Below are 15520 nucleotides of genomic sequence, written 5' to 3' on the forward strand. Positions count from 1 at the left end.
CCTGCTCACCCGTCGTCCCGGTTGGGCGAGCAGGTGGTGGCGCTGTCGGGTGGGGAGTGGTCGCCCGGCCCGGCCGGTCGCAGACGATCCCGATGAGACTGGTGAGGCCGATCCTCGTGGCGGAGAAGCCGAAGGGGTCCGCGGTCGGCAGGAAGGTCACGCCCGTCCGGTAGAGCGTGAAGACGCTCATCGCGGCCGCGCCGATCAGGCCGGTCCAGCGGGCGGTCGCGCTGGTGACGAAACGGCCCGTACGTCAGCGATGTCGCACAGCACGCACGTCGGCAATGCGGTGACAGCCGCCCGATCCGGTGCTCCGCCGCGCCGCTCGGGGGCCGGCCGGCGTCGGATCCAGGTGGTCTTCGCCGACGCGATGACCACCCCGGCCGCGGCACGTTTCCCCGTGAGACGTCGCACAGCGCTGAAGGCCATCGGTTTCGGTATCGGTGGCGCGGTCGCCCTCGGTGGTGGTGGCCTCGGTGCGTACTACGCCGCCGCGAAGCGGGACACCGCCGGGAAGATCGCCTTCGACCGGGCTCTGTCGATCCCGGCCCTGGCGGAGGCGGGGAGCGACGCGTCGGGAGCCCGGGTGTTCACGCTCGGCATCCGGTCCGGCGAGACCCGGTTCAAGGACGGGCCGCCCACCCGCACCTGGGGGGTGAACGGCACGTACCTCGGCCCGACGATCCGCGCCCGGCGCGGTGAGCGGGTCGAGTTCACCGTGCGCAACGGCCTGGGTCAGGAGACCTCGCTCCACTGGCACGGGATGCACCTGCCGGCGGCCGTGGACGGCGGTCCGCACCAGTCCGTCCCGGCCGGAGGGGTTTCGACGGCGACAACCAGTTCGAGGCGCGGGTCCCGCTGGGCGGCTCGCTGGGCGTGATCGGTGACGAGATCCTCGTCACCGGCACGATCGGACCGTACTTCGACGTCACGACCAGGCTCGTGAGGCTGCGGCTGCTGAACGGTTCCAACGCACGCCTGTACGACTTCGGGTTCTCCGACGACCGGAGCTTCTCGCTCGTCGCCACGGACGGCGGCCTGCTCGCCGAGCCGTGGGAAACCACCCGCCTGCACCTGTCGCCGGGCGAGCGCGCCGAGGTCGTGGTGGCCTTCCGGCCCGGGGAGCGGGTCGAGCTGCGCTCCCACCCGTCCGACCACGGCGGCTCACTGGGGCGGCTCGACGGCTTCGACGACCGCCTCGACATCTGCCGGTTCCGAGCCGCGGGCACCCTGGCCGACGACACCGAACTCCCCGCGGTGCTCGCCGTCGTGCCGGACCTCGCCGGCGAGGCGGTCGCGGAGGAACGCTCCTTCGTGCTCGCGTCGGACCGGATCAACGGCCGGTCGATGGCCATGGACCGCATCGACTTCGGCGTCCGCGGGGGCACCGTCGAGGTGTGGGAGGTGACGAACGACAACGGCTACCTACACAACTTCCACGTCCACGACGTGCGGTTCCAGGTCCTGGCGGTCGACGACGAAACGCCGGAACCACCACTGCGTGGCCGCAAGGACACCGTCCTGCTCCTCCAGGAGAAGCGCTACCGGCTGGCGATGCGGTTCGGCGACCACACCGACCCGAACGTGCCGTACGTGTACCACTGCCACCTGCCCCAGCACGAGGACGAGGACGAGGACGAGGACGAGGACGAGGGGATGATGGGACAGTTCGTCGTCCTGGGCGAAGGCGAGCAGGTCGGCGTCGTGCCGAAGGCGCACCACCACCCCTGATGCCGTAGTCACGGTTCACGCGGTGGGAACAGCAGGCGGCGGTGACGGATTCCCCGAGGTGCCGGCAGTCGCCGCCGGTGCCCCGGGTTCACCCGCTACGCCTGCATGCAGTCGACCCAGGACGCGGTGGTGACGACGATGTCGGCCGGGTGGGTTTCAGTCACCGTCCCGTCCGACACCCATATCCGCGCGCGGTACGTCGCCAACGGCACCGTCGCGGACCCCTGCACGAGGGTGAACCCGTTGACCCTGACCGAGCCGTCGTCGGGGTCGGGGTGGTTGGAGCCCGGCGGGATGTGGCTCTCCGTGGCGGTCCAGCCGGGAGGCAGGTCGCGCATCCCGAAGTCGAGGTCGGTGGACCAGCTCCCGGTCACCGCGAAGATGAAGTAGGACTGGTGGGTCCTCCCCTCGGGGCCGTGCTGGACGCACATCCGGTGTGGGGCGTCGTAGTTCCGCAGGTGCCACGTGTGGGTTTGCGAGGCCGCCTGCGCCGACGCGACGACCGGTGAGCCGACCAGGGACAGCAGGAGCACCGCGACCAGGGCGAGCGCCGATCCGGCGATCCGGGACACCACTCTCATCGAATCCCTCCTGAACTGGGGTGGAACGCTTCGGTCGAAGCTAGCGACCGGATCTCAGAGTTCACTGAGACTGCTCGATCCGCCCGCCGAGGTGGTCCACGATGGTGTCGACGGTCGGGAAGTCCCACACCAGGGTGGGTTCCACGAGGATTCCCCAGCGTTCCTCGATGTCGACGCACAACCCCATGGCGTGCACGGAGTCGAAGCCGAGCGAACGCAGTGCCACGTCGGCGCCGACCTGCGACGGCGACAGTTCCAGGTAGCCCGCCACGGCCTCGACGAGCCAGGTCCTCAACGTGTCGTCAGGCACGGTTCTCCTCCGGGGTGGCGACGAGGGCGGCGACCGCGGGGGACAGCACCCGGTGCAGTGCCGACAGCCCACCGCCGAGGAACAGGTCACGCATGTGCCCTCGGCGAACCTTGCCGCTGGTGGTGCGGCGGATCGTGCTCGACCGGACGACCACGATGCTCACGGACACGCCGAACTGGCCGGTCACGGCGTCGAGCACGGCGTCGGCGAAACCGCCGGGGTCTCCCTGCGAGGCACGGCGCACCTCCTGCACCAGCACGACGTGCTCCCCCGACTCGGCGTCCCGCACGCCGAAGGCCGCGCCCGCGCCCGCGTCCGGGTGCGCCTCCCGCGCCGAGAACTCGATGTCGTGCGGGTACAGGTTCCGGCCGCGGACGATGATGACCTCCTTCAGCCGCCCGGTGACGTACAGCTGCCCGTCGAGGAGGAATCCCAGGTCACCGGTCCGCAGTTCGCGACCGTCCGGGCCGGTGACGAACGTGGCGCGGGTCGCGGCGGGATCGCCGTGGTAGCCCGCGGCCAGGCTGGGGCCGGACACCGCGACCTCGCCGATCGTGCCGTCGCCCACCTCGACGCCCGTGGCCGGGTCGACGACGCGCACCCCCATGTCGCCCGGCTCGCCGCACCCGACCAGCCGCACCCCGGTGGCGTCCGGGGTGGGCACGACCTCGCCGGCGGCCAGCGACGCCGGGGTGAACGAGCGGACGGTCGGTCCGAGGCCGCGTGACGTGCAGGTGACCACCAGGGTGGACTCGGCGAGCCCGTAGCCGGGGTTCAGCGCGGTGCGGCGGAACCCGACCGGCGCGAACCTGTCGGCGAACGCCTCCAGCGTGGCGATCCGGACCGGCTCGGCTCCGCTGACCGCCATCGTCAGGCAGGACAGGTCGAGCCCGTCCAGCTCCGCGTCGCCGATCCGGCGGGTCGCCCACGCGTAGCCGAAGTCGGGGGCCACGGTCCAGTCCACCCGGTGGTCGCTGATCGCGCGCAACCAGCGGATCGGCCGGGCGACCACCGCCTCCGGCGAGAGCAGGACCAGGTCCGCCCCCGCGTCCAGGGCCTGCAACTGCAACCCGACGAGTCCCATGTCGTGGTGGTGCGGCAGCCAGCCGCCGATCCGCCGGACGGGGACGTCGCCGCTGATCCCGCGGAACATCTCCAGGTTGTGGGTCAGGCTGCCGTGGGTGATCTCGACGCCACGCGGCCGGCTGGTCGACCCGGAGGTGTACTGGAGGTAGGCGACGGCGTGGGCGTCCACCTCCGGCGGCTCCCAGGGGTCGGGGGAGGTGGTCGCGTCGAAGGCCCGCGCCGACAGGCCGCTCAGCGCGGCCACGTGCGCCTCGTCGGTGAGCACCACCCGCGCGCCCGAGTCCGCCAGCAGGCGGTCCACCCGGTCCACCCGGGAGGCCCCCGACAGGGGCAGGGGCGCGGGCACCGCGACGGCGCGCGCGTAGAGGCAGCCGAGGAACGCGACGAGGAAGTCCAGCCCGGTGGGGTAGAGCAGCAGCACCGGTTCGCCCGCCACTCCGGACCGGGTCAGCCAGGACGCCACGGCCCTGGCCCTCCGGTCGAGGTCGCGGTGGGTCAGCTCGGCCGCCGGCCCCCTGTCCGGGAGGTGGGTGATCTTCCGGTCGGCGCGCGGGCGGGCGCGGAAGCGGGTGGCGAAGTCCGTCATCCGGGCAGCCCTTCGCGGACGTACCAGGAGATCAGGAGGTCGAGGATCCGAGGTGTGACGGGTGGCGGCTCGGCGTCCGGGTGGGACTCGAACTCGTACTCGTGGCGCAGGTAGGGGGAGGTGAACTTGCACCGCATGTTGACGATCGCCTCGAACCTGCTGAAGGGCTCGGCCTCGACGTCCGCGGCGGTGACGGCGACCAGCTCGACGGGCAGGTGCGCGGAGATCGCGGCGAACAGGTCGGTCACCGGGACCGCGACCGGGGGCACGAGGTGCCGCACCGGCCGGTCGAGGGGACCGCCGGCCAGCGCCAGCATCCGGTCCACGGTGCCGTCGACCGGCGTCAGGTGCAGGGCCGCCGCCGGGTGGCAGACGAAGCGGACGCGTTCGCCGGGGGTGCGCCTCGCGAACAGCGCGATGACCCTGAGGAAGTCGTACATGCCGAGGTCGGTCAACGCCCGACCGGTTCCGGAGTGACCGACCATGACGCCCAATCGGGTGACCAGAACTTCGCCTTCTCGTGCCGGCGAAGTGTGCGAAAGCTCGATTTCGGCCACTCTTTTTGAGTGTTCGTAGTCGTTTCTGAACTCGGACGGGTGACCAGGTTCAGGCCATTGCTCCAACGCTCTACTTTGAGTGGTTCCGTGTTGGTAGGCCGTGCTGACGTGGACGTACCGGGAGCCGGGTTTCGCGTGCCTGGCGAACGCGGCCGCGACGTTGGCCGAGCCGACCACGTTGACGTCGCGCAACTCGGCCTCGCGACGCGGGAAGAACGTGATGAGGGCGGCGCTGTGCCAATACGTGCAGGGTTCGGCGAACACGTCGGAAACCGGTGTTCCCAGGTCGGGTTCGGCCAGTGAGAATGGTCTGACCTGCACCTTCTCCACCATGGCCGGGTTCAGGTGCAGCGTGGCCAGGGCGTCGGAGACTTTCCTCCTGACGACTTCCCCGCTGGCGCGCGCCAAAGCGGTCACCGAGTCACCGCGCGCCACGAGCGCGCTGATGAGGTGAGAGGCCACAAAACCATTGGCACCATCTACCACGTGGTTGGCCATGGGGCAACCTCCCTGTGGACGCGTCGTGAACGGTGGCGTTAGCATCGCCAGGGTAATGCCGCCGGGAGAAAGAGTCGCACACCATGCTCAACGAACTGCTGGAACGGAAACTCGCACACCTCTTCGCCCTGCTGGACGTGGACGACGACGGCACCATCGACAGGATGGACTACACGGCGTCCGCGGACCGGCTCGTCACCGCGTTCGGGTACGCGCCCGGCTCGCCGGAGAGCGAACTCGTCCGGGACCGCTACCAGCGGCTGTGGGAGGCCGTCACCCTCCCGATGGACACCGACGGGGACGAGCGCGTCGACGTCGAGGAGTACTCCTCGGGCATGGACCGGTTCGTGACCACGTCCGAGGACGGCTACCGCACCCACATCGCGCCGGTCGCCGACGCCTTCTACGACCTGATGGACGTCGACGGCGACGGCCGGATCACCAGGACCGAGTACGTGCGCATGGCGGCCAGCGCCTTCCGCCTGTCCGAGGCCGCGGGCAACGCCGCGTTCGACCGGCTCGACCTGGACGGCAACGGCTCGCTCGACCGCGCCGAGTTGCACGCCGCCAACGAGCAGTTCTTCCGCAGCCCGGAGGAGGACGCCAGGGGGAACTGGATCTTCGGTCCGATCGCGGCCTGACCCCGACCTGTCGGGTGTGACCGCGATCGGCCACACCCGGCACGGTGGGACGGTCTCGTTCGGCGGCGCCCGGTTCGTCGAGGGCGGTGTCCCCGCGGCGTGCGGCGACCTCGGTGTGCGCGTGCTCCGGCACCCGGGCCGGAGGCGGGGACGGCCGCCCGGACGCGGCCGTCCCCGGAGGTGTCACCGGTGCGGGGGATCCCGGAGGTCTCGCGGGTGCGGGGGATCGCCCCGGGACCTCAGCGGTTCGCCGCCCCGCCGGCCGGCGGCTGGACCCGCTCGAACCGCACCCGGTTCAGGTACCCCGGGAGGTCGCTGAGCACGTACAGCTCGCCGTGCACGTCGGTGCCGATCGCGGTCGGCTGGGTGGGGAGGTTGCCGATCGTGGCGGACTCGTAGCCGCCGTCGAGCTTGGGGCGCACGGCGAACACGCGGGTCGAGCAGTAGTCGCTCGCGACGTAGGTGCCCCACGCCTCCGGGGTCCGGGACCCCCGGTACACCACGCCGCCGGTCACCGAGCAGTTGTCGTTGTAGTGGTCGTACTCGAAGACCGGGTCGGTGTACCGGCCGCCCGCCCGGCACTGCTGCGGGTCGAAGACCGGGGTGCCCTCCCGGCAGGACCAGCCGAGGTTCGCCCCGCCCTGCCACGGGCGGATGTGGTTGATCTCCTCGACGAGGCCCTGGCCCACGTCGCCGATCCACAGCGAGCCGTCGACCGGGTCGACGGAGAACCGCCAGGGGTTGCGCAGCCCGTAGAGCCAGATCTCCGGCCGCGCGCCCGGCACGCGGACGAACGGGTTGTTGGAGGGCACGCAGTAGGGCTGCGCCCCGCAGGTGCGGTTGACGTCGATCCGCACGATCTTGCCGAGCAGGGTGCCGAGGTCCTGACCGGCCTTGAACGGGTCGTGCGAGCCGCCGCCGTCGCCGAGGGACCAGTAGAGGTAGCCGTCGCGGCCGAACGCCACCTGGCCGCCGTTGTGGTTGCCGTACTCGGCGTGCTCCTGGGTGAGCAGCACCTGAAGCCGGTCGGGGGCGTCGAGGGGCACCCGCGCCAGGGTCAGCGCGCCGGCCGGCAGGCTCGTGTAGGCCACGTAGAGCATCCCGGTCCGGGCGAAGTTCGGCGCGGGCGTGATGCCGAGGAGGCCGCGCTCGTTGTCCGACGCGTCGATCCGGGAGGTCAGGTCGAGCACCGGAGCGGCCGCCAGGCCGGTGTCGGGGTGGTAGGAGCGGACGGTGCCCTCCTTCTCCACGACCAGCATCCGGCCGTCCGGCAGCCCGGTGATCGCGATCGGGCGCCGCAGGCCGGTCGCCACCCGTTCGGAGGTCACGGTCAGCTCGGTGAGCGGCACCGCGCGGGTGGGGGACGGGCCGGCCGCGGCACTGCCGCTCGCCGACACGGGGGGCAACAGGAACGCGGACAGGGCCAGGATCAGCAGGCCGGCGGGCAGGGTGAGCGGGCGACAACGCCGTCGCAACATGGTTCGGCTCCTCGCGCAGGGTGTGGAGGACACGTTCTGGGAGCGCTCCCAAACTTACCGCGACCGCCCGATGACATCCAGTCACCGCCCTGCCGCCTTTTGGTGGGAGAAGACGCGGGGGATCGGCAGGTGGTGGTGGTCGGCTTCTAGGGGTTCGAGCGGGGAACCCGGGCGGGGGCCGCTGTGGTGACCGGCGACGCTGGGCCCGCCCGGACGACCGCCTGGGCGGCGGCCAGCAGCTCCTCGACGCGGTACCAGCACACCGGCACCCGGTCGGCCTCGGCCAGCGCGGTGACGACCGCGTCGGGCACGGCCGCCGGGGGGAGGCCGCAGGTGATCGCGACGACGCGCCGGAGCGTCGCCGAGCCGTCCACGACCGGGCTGCTCGCGACCGGGCTGCTCGCGACCGGGCTGTCCGCGACCGAGCTGTCCGCGACCGGGCTGCTCGCGACCGGGCTGTTCACGGCCACAGTGTCCACGACCGCGGCGTCCGCGGCCGTGTCGGCGGGCGGACCGGCGCCCCTACCGCGGTGGCCGGTGGCGGTCATCGTGCCGGCCCGCGGCGTCGTGGGCACCGGAGCGGAGGGCGGGGACCGCCACCTCGGGGTGGTCGTCCCGCAACGCGGGCAGGAACGCGGCCAGGACGGCCAGGGCGAGCATGATCAGCGCGATGCCCCGGAACGCGGCCCCGTAGCTCGCCGCGAGCTCCACCGGCCCCGCCCCGGCCGGGGGCACGGTCAGCATGATCAGCGCGGCGAGGCCGAACGCGCCGCCGAACTGGCGGGCCGTGCTCATGACGCCGGAGGCCGCGCCCGCGTCGGCGTGCGGGATACCGGCGGTGACGGTCCTGGTCAGGGGCGCGCCGACGAGCCCGCCGCCGATGGAGATGGCGACCGCCGGGACCAGGACGCCCTCGACGTAGTCGCTGTCCGGGGTCACGCGGCTCTGCCACCAGAAGCCGAGCGCGCCGATGACCCCGCCCACCGCGATGAGCGTCCTGGTGTGCACGCGCCGCATCAGCCACGGCACCAGGACCAGCACCACCGCCATCATCACCAGCGCGTGCGGCAGGAAGCCGAGACCCGCCTGCGCCGCGCTGAACCCCAGGACGTCCTGCATGGTCAGCGTCAGGAAGTACCAGACCGGCACCTGGCTCGCGCCCGCCAGCAGCATCGCCGCGTTGCCCCAGGCGATGCCGGGCAGGGCGAACAACCGGGGAGGCACCAGGGGCACCGGGGCGTACCGGGTCTCCACCACCACGAACCCCACCAGCGCCGCCGAGCCGGCCACCAGCGGCGCGGTCACCGCCGGGTCCGCCCAACCGTGCTCGGCGGTCCGCGTCGCGGCGAGGGTGAGCAGGGAGAACCCGGCGGTGGCGAGCACCGCGCCCGGCAGGTCGAGCCGGGCGCGGGTCGCGACGACCCCGCGCGGCGCCAGCACCACGGCGGCGAGCACCAGCAGCGGGAGGCCGAACGGCACGTTCACCAGCAGGACCGACCGCCACGTCAGGAACTCCGTGGCCACCCCGCCGAGCAGGTTGCCCGCCGCCCCGCCGACCAGGGCGACCGCCGTCATCGTGGTGAGCGCCCGGGTCCGCCGGTGGCCCTCGGCGAACGTGGTGGTCAGCATGGTCAGCGCGAGCGGGGCGAGGACGGCGGCGCCCGCGCCCTGGGCGGCGCGGGCCGCGATCAGCGTCGCCGCGGAGTCGGCGAGCCCGCCGACGAGCCCGGCGGCGGTGAACACCGCCATGCCGCCGAGGAACACCCGTCGCCACCCGTACAGGTCGGCCAACCGGCCGCCCGGCAGCAACAACCCGGCGAACGCCAGGGTGTAGCTGTGCACCGCCCACTGGAGCGTCCCCGGCGAGAACCCGAGGTCGGCCTGGATCGACGGCAGCGCGACGGTGATCACCGACGTGTCGAACAGCACCAGGAACTGCGTGGTGCACGACAACACCAGCACCGTGGCGTGGTTCAGTTTCGCGGGCATGGCTCCGCGCCCCCCGTTGTGTCGTCCGCCGTTCTTCCGCCGGCGTGCTCCGGCTAGCCCGAGAAGTCGACTCCCTGGGCGAGCGCCACCCGGCCGGAGAAGTTGACGGTGTTGGTCGCGCGGCGCATGTAGGCCCGCCACGCGTCGGAGCCGGACTCGCGGCCCCCGCCGGTGTCCTTCTCGCCGCCGAACGCGCCCCCGATCTCCGCGCCGGAGGTGCCGATGTTGACGTTGACGATGCCGCAGTCCGCGCCGTCGGCGGCGAGGAACCGCTCCGCCTCCCCGTGGTCGCGGGTGAAGATGCCCGACGACAGCCCGTGCGGCACACCGTTGTGCAGCTCGACCGCTTCCGCGAAGTCCCGGTAGGACAGCACGTACAGGACCGGCGCGAACGTCTCCTCGCGCACCACCTCGGTCTGCGCGGGCATCCGCACGAGGGCGGGCCGGACGTAGTGCGCGTCGGGGGCCAGGTCCGCGAGCTCCCGCTCACCGCCGGCCAGGACCGAGCCGCCCTGCGCCACCGCGCGCTCGACCGCCGCCCGCATCGCGGCGTGCGCCGCGCCGTGCACCAGCGGTCCGACCAGCGTGCCGTCCCGGAACGGGTCACCGACCGGCAGGACGCGGAACGCGGCGGAGAGCCGGTCGGTGACGTCGTCGACCACGTCCTCGTGGACGACGAGCCTGCGCAGGGTCGTGCACCGCTGCCCGGCCGTGCCCGCCGCCGCGAACACGGCGGCGTTGACCGCCAGGTCCAGGTCCGCGGACGGGGCGATGACGGCGGCGTTGTTCCCGCCCAGCTCCAGCAGGCTCCGCCCGAACCGGGCGGCGACCCTCGGCCCCACCTCCCGGCCCATCCGGGTCGACCCGGTGGCGCTGACGAGCGGCACCAGGGGGGAGTCCACGAGCCGGGCGCCGGTCTCCGCGCCGCCGAGCAGCACCTGGTTGAGGTGCGGCGGCGCGTCGGACTCGGCGGCGGCCCGGTCGAGCAGCGCCGCGCAGGCGAGCGCGGTCAGCGGGGTCAGCTCGGAGGGCTTCCAGACCACCGTGTCGCCGCAGACCAGCGCCACCGCCGCGTTCCACGCCCACACCGCGACCGGGAAGTTGAACGCGCTGATCACCCCGACCACGCCGAGCGGGTGCCAGGTCTCCATCAGCCGGTGGCCGGGCCGCTCCGAGGGCATGGTGCGCCCGTAGAGCTGGCGGGACAGACCCACGGCGAAGTCGCAGACGTCGATCATCTCCTGCACCTCGCCGAGGGCCTCGGAGCCGATCTTGCCCGCCTCGGCGGTGACCAGGGCGGCCAGGTCCTGCCTGTGCTCGGTGAGCAGCGCGCCGAACCGCTTGACCAGCGCGCCGCGCACGGGCGCGGGCGTCGTCCGCCAGGTCAGGAACGCCTCGTGCGCCGCGTCCACGGCCCGGTCGACCTCCGCCGGGCCGTGCGCGCGCAGGTCGAACAGGGGCGCGCCGGTGACGGGGGTGCGGGCCGTGACACCGTCGCCCGCGAAGGCCGCCGGGTCGACCCCGCACCGCTTCAGCGCGGTCTCGACCCGGGCGCGGACCTCCTCCGTGGCGCTGATCGCCGTCATCGCGCGTCCGCGGTCTTGCGGATGTTGATGTAGTTGCCGCCGATCCAGTCGTTGAACGTGGCGGTCTCCACCGGGAGGTCCACGTTGAACCCGAGCTCCTTCGCGCGGGCCACGGAGAACTCGAAGTCGAGGCTCGGCCGCAGGAAGAACACGCTGGAGGTGCGCCCGCTGCCCACCCGCTTGTCCTCGCCGGGCGCGGCGACGTGGTGCAGGGGCGCCTTGACCGCGCCGTCGGAGACGAGCGTGGCCACGGCCCCGCAGAACACCAGCACCGCGTCCGGCGTGGCGGGCAGGTCGACGTACCGGCCGCCCACCTCGCCCTGGAGGCTGACGAACCCGTTGCGGCACGGGGTCTGGTGGATGAGCGTCACGATCGACAGGTCGTAGTGCGGGGCCATCCGCAGCGGCTGCTTCTCGGCGATGCGGTCCTCCGGCACCTCCGGGAAGTACCGCAGCCGCAGCACCGGGTCGCAGTCGAGGAGTTCCTCGACGCCGCCCGCGGGCCGGGCGTCCACGGCGGCCAGCACCTGCCGGGCGACGTCCTTGGCGGCGACGTTCAGCGAGTCGAAGTACCGCTGCCAGACCGCTTCGAACTCCGGGGTGGGGAACAGGTTCTCGTCGACGCCCATCGAGTAGGACATCGAGTAGTCCGTGTACTTGCCGGTGTTCGTGATGCGCGCGGTGCTCTCCGACTCCAGCCGCGTGAACCCGCGCCGGATGGTCTGGACCGGGTGGGTGGCGGCCTGCTTCTGCTCCTCGGGGCCGTGCTCGAAGAAGTCCACGGCGATCTCCCGCGCCGCCTCGTGGTCCTGCTCGGTCAGGCCGCTGTTGGTGAGGTAGAACAGGCCCTTCTCGCGCAGGCACTCCCGGAACTCGTCCCGGCGGTGGCCGTCGCGCAGCTCGGTCAGGTCGAACGTGGGGACCGTCGTGTCCGTCATGTGCTCGTCTTCTCCGCGATCTCGTCTCGTGACAGGGACTTCAGGCCGGGGCGAGCCGGGTCACGGCGCGTTCCGACCAGTTCTTCCAGTGCCTCGGCCAGGCGCTCGACCTCGGCCTCGGTGTTGTAGAGGTGCGTGGAGACCCGCAGCAGCGGCCTGCCGGCCCACTCGGTCGTGGCCACCTCGATGCGCCGGCGGTGCCACAGGGCGTGCCGGAGCGCGGTGGCGTCGACGCCCTCGGGCAGGTGGAACGCGGTCATGCCGCCGTGCAGGGCCGGGTGCTCCGGGGTCGCGGGGCGCAGCCCGTGCCGGCCCGAGAGGCGTTCGCGGACGGCGGTGGCCAGCGCGCGGGCGCGGGCCGCGACCCGGTCGTGCCCGAGCGCGGCCTGGAAGTCGATCGCCTCGGGCAGCGCGAGCCACGGGGTCAGGTCGCGCGTGCCCTCGCACTCCAGCACGCGCAGTCGCGGCGTGCTGCCGAAACCGTCGCGCTCGTCGGGCGGGTGGTCGGCCGGGGGCCGGTAGCCCCAGCTCACCTGCGGGGGTGACAGCGCCTCACCGCAACCCCCGGCGAAGTGCAGGAAGCCGGTGCCGGTGGGCGCGAGCAGCCACTTGTGCCCGCTGCCCGCGTAGTAGTCGCACGGCACGTCCGCCAGGGACAGCGGGGTGAACGCCGGCCCCTGGGCGCCGTCGACGACCGTCACCACCCCGCGCTCGCGGGCCGCCGCGCACAGGTCGGCGAGGGGCAGCACCGTCCCGGTCGGGGACAGCACGTGGCTGAAGAAGAGCAGGCGGGTGCGGGGACCCATCGCGGCGGTCACCACGTCGACGAGGTCCCCGGGACCGGTCGGCCGCTCCGGCAGGGCGACGGTCCGCACGGTCAGGCCCTGCCGCGCCGCGGCCCGCTCCCAACACCAGCGCATCGGCGCGTACTCCTGGTCGGTGAGCAGGATCTCGCCGGGCGCGGCCAGGCGCAGCGACGAGGCCACCAGGTTGACGGCGGCCGTCGCGTTGGTGGTGAGCACCAGCCGGTGCGGGTCGCCGCCGAGGAAGCGGGCGAGCCGCTCGCGGGCGGTCCACAGCAGCGGGGGGACCTCCCGCAGCAGGAAGTCCATCGGCGCGGCGGCGAGGTGCGCGCGGAAACCGCTGACGCGGTCGAAGACGGGCCGGGGCAGCGGTCCCCCGGAACCCGCGTTCAGGTGCGCGGCGGTCGGGTCGAGCAGCACCCGGCCGCGCACCAGCGCCCAGTCGATCTCCGGCATCGCCCATCCCTCACGTGATTCCAGTCAGCATGGAATTCGATACGCCCGTGGGAATTGATATACCTCGAACCGAGGTGTGCGTTCACCGAGCCCGGTGGGGTGCCGCCGGTGAACTGAAGTCGACTTCCGGGATGCTACCAGCCGACCGGTGAACACGAAGATACGGAGAGGCGGAGTTTGAATTCCGCGATGCGGTCAACGCGATGTCGCGCGAGCGTCGGGAGCGAAGTGCGGAACGCTCGCGATCGGCACTCGCCCCGAATCCCGACCACGCACCGCGACCACCGGCATCCCGCCGTCGGGGTGACCCGGCACGTCCTATCGGCGGCTTGAAAGACCCGGTCGGCCTCGTCTTCGACGCGGGTGGAGGCATCCGATCGCGCCTGGTCGCGCCTTGTCGGCGGGTGTCAAGCCCCCACCTCGCCCAGTCCCCTTCCGCCCGGCATACCGCGACGATCATGAAACGTCACGCGTCCGATCCGCCCAACATCGCGGATTCCGCCCCCACCGCGCCGTTATCACCGTTCCCGCCTTCGGTGTTGCCACTCGAACGGCGGTACTAGGCATGAATTCACCTGTTAGTCTGAATTCCGGTCGACGAATCACAAGACTGTTCTCGGTGGGTATTCGGCCGCCGGTGGCGGCTCATCAGGAGGTGATTCCGCAATCCGGTACCCGTATCGGTTCCACTGAACCGGTACGAAGCGCTGCGCGCGGAGCGCGCATTTCACCCACCGGTGCGGAACTGCCGGTCCGGACGTGGATGAGGGGCCGAGTGCCCCCTGCCCGCGTGCCGTGGCCGCGCCGACGCACGCGGTCATCACCTGTCAACAGTACGCATCGCGGACACGACGACGCTGGGGAGCGCCATGGTGCTGGGAACGCCGACGGCCTACGGCCATGACGGGCCAGGGCGCCGCGCGGCACCGGATCGTCCCGGCATTGAGCCCGGGGACGTCCGTGCCGTGCTCGAACGCCACATGCTGGTCGACGGCTACGACCTCGTGCTGGACCTGAACGCCAGCTTCGGGGTCTGGCTGGTCGACGCCCTGACCGGGGAGCGCTACCTCGATCTGTTCTCATTCTTCGCCTCGTCGCCCCTCGGTTTCAACTCCGTCCACATGGTGGGAGACCGGGAGTTCCTCGACGAGCTGGCCGTCGCCGCGCTGCACAAGCCGTCCAACCCGGACGTCTACACGGTGCCCTACGCGCGCTTCGTCCACACGTTCGCCGAGGTGCTCGGCGATCCGCTGCTGCCCTACCTGCACTTCGTCGAGGGCGGCGCGCTCGCGGTGGAGAACGCGCTCAAGGCCGCGTTCGACTGGAAGGCGCAGAAGCTCGGCCTGCCCGACGACGCGGTGGACGGCCTCCAGGTCCTGCACCTGGAACGCTCCTTCCACGGCCGCAGCGGCTACACGCTCTCGCTGACCAACACCGAGCCGGCGAAAACCCTCCGCTTCCCCAAGTTCGCCTGGCCGCGCATCCCGTCGCCGGCCCTGCGGCACCCCCTCGCCGAGCACGAGAGCGCCAACCGGGACGCCGAGCGGCGGTCGCTCGCGGCGGCCGAGGCGGCGTTCGCCGCGGCGGACGGCATGATCGCGTGCTTCATCGCCGAACCCGTCCAGGGCGAGGGCGGTGACAACCACCTCAGCGCCGGGTTCCTCCAGGCCGTGCAACGGCTCTGCCACGACAACGACGCGTTGTTCGTGCTGGACGAGGTGCAGACCGGCTGCGGCATCACCGGCACCCCGTGGGCCTACCAGCAGCTCGGGCTGCGCCCGGACCTCGTCGCGTTCGGGAAGAAGACCCAGGTGTGCGGGGTGATGGGCGGCGGGCGGATCGACGAGGTGCCGAACCACGTCTTCGCCGTCCCCTCCCGGATCAGCTCCACCTGGGGCGGCAACCTCGTCGACATGGTGCGCGCCACGCGCGTCCTGGAGACCGTCGAGCGGCTCCGGCTCCTCGACGCCGTGACCCGGAGCGGGCAGCACCTGCTCGACGGCCTGGTGGCCCTGGCGGCCGCGCACCCCGGTGTGGTGCGCAACCCCCGGGGCCGGGGGCTGATGTGCGCGATCGACCTGCCCGACGCCGCGACCCGGGACGACGTGCTGGCCCGGATGTACCGCGACCACCGGGTGATCGCCCTGCCCTGCGGGGAGCGGGGGCTGCGGTTCCGGCCCCCGCTGACGATCACCGAGGACGAACTCGACCTCGGTCTCGACGCGCTGGCGAACGTCGTCGGCGCGCTCTGACCGGCCACACCCGACCTCAGTGGAGAAG

General features: G+C 72.4%; 14 protein-coding genes. 4 read left to right on the plus strand and 10 right to left on the minus strand.

Going from position 1 to position 15520, the window contains the following annotated elements; all coding sequences use genetic code 11:
• Positions 1 to 400: 400 nt before the first annotated feature.
• Together Q5530_RS16890 and Q5530_RS16895 are read left to right on the plus strand one after the other, a co-directional pair.
• Positions 401 to 880, plus strand: coding sequence for a multicopper oxidase domain-containing protein (locus tag Q5530_RS16890; RefSeq protein ID WP_415363286.1), 480 nt, complete (start codon positions 401 to 403; stop codon positions 878 to 880).
• Positions 877 to 1731 (plus strand): multicopper oxidase family protein, encoded by an 855-nt coding sequence (locus Q5530_RS16895; RefSeq protein WP_415363287.1) that lies wholly within the window; start codon positions 877 to 879, stop codon positions 1729 to 1731. The genes Q5530_RS16890 and Q5530_RS16895 overlap by 4 nt, the downstream gene beginning before the upstream one ends.
• A gap of 95 nt (positions 1732 to 1826) precedes the next feature.
• Here Q5530_RS16895 and Q5530_RS16900 read toward each other — a convergent pair whose 3' ends face one another.
• The 4 genes from Q5530_RS16900 to Q5530_RS16915 form a co-directional block, all read right to left on the minus strand.
• A complete protein-coding gene (locus tag Q5530_RS16900; RefSeq protein WP_415363288.1) occupies positions 1827 to 2312 on the minus strand; it encodes a DUF5980 family protein in 486 nt (161 codons plus the stop codon).
• Between the two features lie 61 nt (positions 2313 to 2373).
• Positions 2374 to 2622: an acyl carrier protein gene (locus tag Q5530_RS16905; protein WP_415363289.1), complete on the minus strand. Its 249-nt coding sequence runs from the start codon at positions 2620 to 2622 to the stop codon at positions 2374 to 2376.
• Positions 2615 to 4294, minus strand: a complete 1680-nt coding sequence (locus Q5530_RS16910) for a fatty acyl-AMP ligase (RefSeq protein ID WP_415363290.1) — start codon at positions 4292 to 4294, stop codon at positions 2615 to 2617. The genes Q5530_RS16905 and Q5530_RS16910 overlap by 8 nt, the downstream gene beginning before the upstream one ends.
• Positions 4291 to 5349 carry an SDR family oxidoreductase gene (locus tag Q5530_RS16915; RefSeq protein WP_415363291.1) on the minus strand — a complete coding sequence of 353 codons (1059 nt, stop codon included), beginning with the start codon at positions 5347 to 5349 and terminating at the stop codon, positions 4291 to 4293. The genes Q5530_RS16910 and Q5530_RS16915 overlap by 4 nt, the downstream gene beginning before the upstream one ends.
• Before the next feature lie 83 nt (positions 5350 to 5432).
• Here Q5530_RS16915 and Q5530_RS16920 point away from each other — a divergent pair, with 83 nt between their 5' ends.
• Entirely contained in the window at positions 5433 to 5990 is a 558-nt protein-coding gene (locus Q5530_RS16920; protein WP_415363292.1) for an EF-hand domain-containing protein, read from the plus strand.
• Positions 5991 to 6229: 239 nt separating this feature from the next.
• Here the strand turns inward: Q5530_RS16920 and Q5530_RS16925 are convergent, their stop codons facing one another.
• The 6 genes from Q5530_RS16925 to Q5530_RS16950 form a co-directional block, all read right to left on the minus strand.
• The gene (locus Q5530_RS16925; RefSeq protein ID WP_415363293.1) at positions 6230 to 7468 is read right to left on the minus strand and encodes a PQQ-dependent sugar dehydrogenase; all 1239 of its coding nucleotides are present in this window, start codon (positions 7466 to 7468) and stop codon (positions 6230 to 6232) included.
• Between the two features lie 146 nt (positions 7469 to 7614).
• Positions 7615 to 7932, minus strand: coding sequence for a hypothetical protein (locus Q5530_RS16930; RefSeq protein WP_415363294.1), 318 nt, complete (start codon positions 7930 to 7932; stop codon positions 7615 to 7617).
• Positions 7933 to 7990: 58 nt separating this feature from the next.
• Positions 7991 to 9457 (minus strand): MFS transporter, encoded by a 1467-nt coding sequence (locus Q5530_RS16935; RefSeq protein WP_415363296.1) that lies wholly within the window; start codon positions 9455 to 9457, stop codon positions 7991 to 7993.
• A 53-nt stretch (positions 9458 to 9510) separates the two neighbouring features.
• A complete protein-coding gene (locus Q5530_RS16940) occupies positions 9511 to 11043 on the minus strand; it encodes an aldehyde dehydrogenase family protein (protein ID WP_415363298.1) in 1533 nt (510 codons plus the stop codon).
• Entirely contained in the window at positions 11040 to 11981 is a 942-nt protein-coding gene (locus Q5530_RS16945; protein WP_415363300.1) for a 2OG-Fe(II) oxygenase family protein, read from the minus strand. The genes Q5530_RS16940 and Q5530_RS16945 overlap by 4 nt, the downstream gene beginning before the upstream one ends.
• A complete protein-coding gene (locus Q5530_RS16950) occupies positions 11978 to 13240 on the minus strand; it encodes an aminotransferase class V-fold PLP-dependent enzyme (RefSeq protein WP_415363304.1) in 1263 nt (420 codons plus the stop codon). The genes Q5530_RS16945 and Q5530_RS16950 overlap by 4 nt, the downstream gene beginning before the upstream one ends.
• Positions 13241 to 14205: 965 nt before the next feature.
• Between Q5530_RS16950 and lat the strand changes: the two genes are divergently transcribed.
• Positions 14206 to 15492, plus strand: a complete 1287-nt coding sequence (gene lat / locus Q5530_RS16955) for an L-lysine 6-transaminase (protein WP_415363306.1) — start codon at positions 14206 to 14208, stop codon at positions 15490 to 15492.
• The last annotated feature ends 28 nt before the right edge of the window (positions 15493 to 15520 follow it).

It is taken from the genome of Saccharothrix sp. BKS2, from assembly GCF_047689505.1.
Taxonomy (GTDB): Bacteria; Actinomycetota; Actinomycetes; order Mycobacteriales; family Pseudonocardiaceae; genus Actinosynnema; species Actinosynnema lopnurensis.

Bases quoted from the DNA above. Each gene is read 5' to 3' on its own strand.
- Q5530_RS16900 (WP_415363288.1), bottom strand. From the start codon at position 2,312: ATGAGAGTGGTGTCCCGGATCGCCGGATCGGCGCTCGCCCTGGTCGCG.
- Q5530_RS16915 (WP_415363291.1), bottom strand. From the start codon at position 5,349: ATGGCCAACCACGTGGTAGATGGTGCCAATGGTTTTGTGGCCTCTCAC.
- Q5530_RS16940 (WP_415363298.1), bottom strand. From the start codon at position 11,043: ATGACGGCGATCAGCGCCACGGAGGAGGTCCGCGCCCGGGTCGAGACC.
- Q5530_RS16910 (WP_415363290.1), bottom strand. From the start codon at position 4,294: ATGACGGACTTCGCCACCCGCTTCCGCGCCCGCCCGCGCGCCGACCGG.
- Q5530_RS16945 (WP_415363300.1), bottom strand. From the start codon at position 11,981: ATGACGGACACGACGGTCCCCACGTTCGACCTGACCGAGCTGCGCGAC.
- Q5530_RS16935 (WP_415363296.1), bottom strand. From the start codon at position 9,457: ATGCCCGCGAAACTGAACCACGCCACGGTGCTGGTGTTGTCGTGCACC.
- Q5530_RS16925 (WP_415363293.1), bottom strand. From the start codon at position 7,468: ATGTTGCGACGGCGTTGTCGCCCGCTCACCCTGCCCGCCGGCCTGCTG.
- Q5530_RS16920 (WP_415363292.1), top strand. From the start codon at position 5,433: ATGCTCAACGAACTGCTGGAACGGAAACTCGCACACCTCTTCGCCCTG.
- Q5530_RS16950 (WP_415363304.1), bottom strand. From the start codon at position 13,240: ATGCCGGAGATCGACTGGGCGCTGGTGCGCGGCCGGGTGCTGCTCGAC.